Origin of the sequence: Enterobacter cloacae complex sp. IR5459 (assembly GCF_049238005.1) — a bacterium.
Classification (GTDB): domain Bacteria; phylum Pseudomonadota; class Gammaproteobacteria; order Enterobacterales; family Enterobacteriaceae; genus Enterobacter; species Enterobacter hormaechei_C.
This window is the reverse complement of sequence record NZ_JBMKIG010000037.1, coordinates 1-3,560: the sequence shown is the minus strand read 5'-3', so window position 1 is coordinate 3,560 and position 3,560 is coordinate 1. Positions and strand designations below refer to the sequence as shown.

Genomic DNA, 3,560 nt, shown 5'->3' with positions numbered 1-3,560 from the left:
GCCGCCAATAGCAAAGCACAGCCAGACAAAAAACAACCAGCCACAGAAGGAAGCCGCATGAACAGTCAGCAACTGGAATACGTACGTCAGCAGCTCATTGTGGCGACCGCAGATCTGAGCGGGGCGACGAAAGGGCAGTTGGTAGCTTTCGCCGAGAACGCGCAATTCACCGCGACGGCGCGCAGCCGGGGACGGAAAAAGGTATTCGACAAGGATAAGCAGCGCATGGTCAATCCGGATGGTCCGGCGATGAGCGGCAGCCAGTCCCGCGCCAAAGGCTCATCGATCGCTCTGGTGGGTCCGGTTGAGTTCGTTACCGCATCGTGGCGCCGCGCCGTGCTGTCACTGGAAGAGCACCAGAAAGCATGGCTGCTCTGGAACTACAGCGAGAATATCCGCTTCGAATACCAGGTGGCTATCACCCAGTGGGCGTGGGCAGAGTTCCGGGAACAGCTCGGCGCGAAGAAGGTGGCCGGCAAGACTATGGAGCGCCTGAAGAAACTGATATGGCTGGCGGCGCAGGACGTCAAAGCTGATCTGGCAGGGCGTGAGACGTACGAATACCAGGCGATGGCGAAATTGGTCGGGGTAACTCCAAAGAACTGGTCTGAGACGTTTACGGACCGCTGGGTGGAGATGCGCCGCATCTTCCTGCGACTGGACAGTGGTGCTTTGTTGCAGGTTACGCGATCACGTTCACAACAAAAGGCGACAAATTTAGATTTGAGAGGATATAAGTAATGGACCAAGAAACTCTTAAATCTATTCTTAAGTACGACGCCTTTTCTGGTTTGTTTTCATGGGCAGTGAAAAGGCAGAAGGTGGTTGTAGGAAGCGTTGCTGGAAGCAAAAATTCTCTTGGCTATGTGCAAATAAAAATTTCTGGGAAACTTTATCATGCTCATCGCCTTGCATGGCTCTACGTGTACGGATATATGCCAGAAAAAGAGATCGATCACATAAACAGAATAAGAGACGACAACAGGATTGCCAATCTTAGAGAAGCAACCAGCCAACTTAACTCTCTTAACACTGGTATCTATAAAAACAACACATCAGGTAGCAAGGGTATTTATTATAACAAAAGAGCAAAAAAGTGGCAGGCACAGATTCTCATCGATGGAAAACGGGAGTATTTAGGTCTCTATGATGATTTAAAAAGAGCCGATATAGCATTTAGACTTGCTAATCACTTCAGACTTGCAAAACTGGATTGAAACGCATATATTTCATGTAAATCTGATATCGTCGCCATAGCTTCGTAGGTCGACAAAGAATTAAGAGCCCGAGGTTAACGCCTTGGGCTTTTTTATTCCCAAATTTCACAATCGCACCGCAATGCGCATTCAACTACGTCGAACCAAACCCTTTGAAATGAGCCTTTGAGGAAGTCAGTTAGTGCTGGCGAGCCTCGACGGGCTGATTTCCATTGCGGCAAAGGTTCATCTCAAAGAAGGCAAACGCCATGTTAAAAGATCCTTCCAAGGAAGAGATTGAAAAATACTTCTTTTGCGACCCAGATGTCGGGAGCATTGTCAGGATAGCCAACTCAAGTACAGCAAAGGCCGGGGAAAACCCAATTTATGTTAACAAGTGTGGTTACCACATGGTCAGCGCTCTGGGTCAGGTGATTGGCCTACACCGAATAGTTTGGATCGTGGCGAAGGGATCTATCCCTGAAGGTATGGAAATTGACCATATCAACGGCGACAAGAGCGACAACAGAATTACAAATCTGCGCCTTTGTACGCCAACACAGAACAGGCAAAACAAGACCAAATATAAAAACAACAAATCTGGCTTTAAGGGTGTTCATTTCGAATCCTCTCCACGGATTAAAAGACCATGGCGAGCAAGGATTGTTGTTAATAAAAAGGCTATCAGCTTGGGAAACTTTATGACCAAGCATGAGGCTCATGAGGCCTATCAAGAAGCAGCCAAAAAATACTTTGGCGAATTCAACAGGTCATAACTTCAGGCCGCAGACAATCAATTCCAGATGCCCCGTAGCTATCGTGTCTGACGGCCTTTTCCCAACTACCACACAGCACCCCGAATCCGGAGGTGTGGAATGCAACGTATGAACCCAACAAACGGACACGATCTGCCGTACTGGTGGTCGGCTGCCTTGGGCCTGTTCTCTTTGCTTAGCCTGCAGGATTACGTGTTTATTATCGGCGCGCTGGTATCGGCGTTCTTCACGATAAAAACCTATTACGCAAAACGGAAAGAAGAGCGTGAGCGTATGGCTGAGGAAAGGAAACGAACCCAGCTGCTGGAAAACTACTTATCTGATGTAGGTAAAAAACCTCACTCCGATCGTCCGGCTGCCGCCGAGGTGGTTACGGAGGCAATGCGGAGAATTTCCGGTGGCACAGTTGAAACTGAGTAAGAAAAGCGGCGCGGCGGGCATTGTATGTTCCGTAGGAACGATCATTGCCATTGTGATGAATGCGGGCCATGTCAGGACTAACGAGCGCGGGCTGGAGTTAATCGGCAACGCTGAGTCTTGCAGGCGTGATCCGTATGTGTGCCCGGCAGGTGTACTGACTGACGGCATGGGGAACACGCATGGCGTGAAGCTCGGCACCGTTAAGTCTGACCAGCAGATCGCAGCCGAGTGGGAGCGCAACATCCTTGATGCTGAGTCCTGCGTTAACCGCTACGGAAATGGCAGAAAGCTATCTGACGATACTTTCTCAGCAGTTGTATCGGTAACGTTTCGTGCTGGCTGCGGAAACATGCGCACCTCCACGATGTTCTCTCTTCTCAGAAGCGGGAACATCACGGCGGCATGCAACCAGTTCCCTCGCTGGGTATGGGGTGGCGGCAAGGTTCTGCCTGGTCTGGTAACTCGAGCAGGGAAAGAAAAGGCGCTCTGCCTGGATGGTGTGAAATGAGCCGATTAACCGCAATCATCTGCGCTGTCGTTATCTGCCTGCTGGTTTGCATGGTCTGGGCGATTAACCACTACCGCGGCAACGCCATCACCTACAAAGACCAGCGCGATAAGGCGACTCGTAAACTCAGCCTGGCAAACGCCACCATCAAAGACATGCAGACCCGCCAGCGCGATGTTGCTGCACTGGATGCCAAATACACGAAGGAACTGTCCGATGCGAAAAAAACCATTAACGATTTGCGTCGGGATGTCGATTCTGGCGCTAAACGGCTGCGCATCGCCGCAACCTGCCCTGGAGTGTCAAAAGCCACCTCCGCCACCGGCGTGGATGATGCAGGAACCCCCGAACTTACTCCAGACGCTCGACGGAATTATTTCGATCACCGGGACGGAATCGCAACCGCTGACAAAATGATTCGCGGCATGCAGGACTACATCAAAGAGCAGTGTCTTAAGTGATTCGTCACCCAAATTACAGAGCCTGACTTCGGTCGGGCTTTTTTATGTCTGCGCATCTCACGCGCACATCAACGAGAGCCTTTCAGTAAGCGAGCCTGAGAAATGCCGTTATAGGTGGCGACCTCTCTCGGGCGGCTTTTCTGTGAGACAGGCTCACTTTCTAAAAGGTAAAGACGCTATGAATAATCCGTCAGTTATT

The 3,560-nt window shown here is 50.5% G+C and carries 6 protein-coding genes; all 6 read left to right on the top strand.

From position 1 onward, the window contains the following. The first annotated feature begins 57 nt into the window (after window positions 1–57). The 6 genes from ACOTX4_RS25525 (at window position 58) to ACOTX4_RS25500 (ending at window position 3,361) form a co-directional block, all read left to right on the top strand. The gene (locus tag ACOTX4_RS25525; RefSeq protein WP_421635498.1) at window positions 58–741 is read left to right on the top strand and encodes a bacteriophage antitermination protein Q; all 684 of its coding nucleotides are present in this window, start codon (window positions 58–60) and stop codon (window positions 739–741) included. Further along, window positions 741–1,217 carry an HNH endonuclease gene (locus tag ACOTX4_RS25520; protein WP_015571549.1) on the top strand — a complete coding sequence of 159 codons (477 nt, stop codon included), beginning with the start codon at window positions 741–743 and terminating at the stop codon, window positions 1,215–1,217. Before ACOTX4_RS25525 ends, ACOTX4_RS25520 begins: the two co-directional genes overlap by 1 nt. A 248-nt stretch (window positions 1,218–1,465) precedes the next feature. Further along, the gene (locus ACOTX4_RS25515; protein ID WP_231867137.1) at window positions 1,466–1,972 is read left to right on the top strand and encodes an HNH endonuclease; all 507 of its coding nucleotides are present in this window, start codon (window positions 1,466–1,468) and stop codon (window positions 1,970–1,972) included. Between the two features lie 99 nt (window positions 1,973–2,071). Next, a complete protein-coding gene (locus ACOTX4_RS25510) occupies window positions 2,072–2,392 on the top strand; it encodes a hypothetical protein (RefSeq protein ID WP_032141950.1) in 321 nt (106 codons plus the stop codon). A 55-nt stretch (window positions 2,393–2,447) separates the two neighbouring features. Beyond that, the gene (locus tag ACOTX4_RS25505; RefSeq protein ID WP_421635499.1) at window positions 2,448–2,900 is read left to right on the top strand and encodes a lysozyme; all 453 of its coding nucleotides are present in this window, start codon (window positions 2,448–2,450) and stop codon (window positions 2,898–2,900) included. Continuing rightward, entirely contained in the window at window positions 2,897–3,361 is a 465-nt protein-coding gene (locus ACOTX4_RS25500) for a lysis protein (RefSeq protein ID WP_421635497.1), read from the top strand. The genes ACOTX4_RS25505 and ACOTX4_RS25500 overlap by 4 nt, the downstream gene beginning before the upstream one ends. Window positions 3,362–3,560 lie beyond the last annotated feature (199 nt).

Bases quoted from the DNA above. Each gene is read 5' to 3' on its own strand.
- ACOTX4_RS25525 (WP_421635498.1), top strand. From the start codon at position 58: ATGAACAGTCAGCAACTGGAATACGTACGTCAGCAGCTCATTGTGGCG.
- ACOTX4_RS25515 (WP_231867137.1), top strand. From the start codon at position 1,466: ATGTTAAAAGATCCTTCCAAGGAAGAGATTGAAAAATACTTCTTTTGC.
- ACOTX4_RS25500 (WP_421635497.1), top strand. From the start codon at position 2,897: ATGAGCCGATTAACCGCAATCATCTGCGCTGTCGTTATCTGCCTGCTG.
- ACOTX4_RS25505 (WP_421635499.1), top strand. From the start codon at position 2,448: ATGAATGCGGGCCATGTCAGGACTAACGAGCGCGGGCTGGAGTTAATC.
- ACOTX4_RS25520 (WP_015571549.1), top strand. From the start codon at position 741: ATGGACCAAGAAACTCTTAAATCTATTCTTAAGTACGACGCCTTTTCT.
- ACOTX4_RS25510 (WP_032141950.1), top strand. From the start codon at position 2,072: ATGCAACGTATGAACCCAACAAACGGACACGATCTGCCGTACTGGTGG.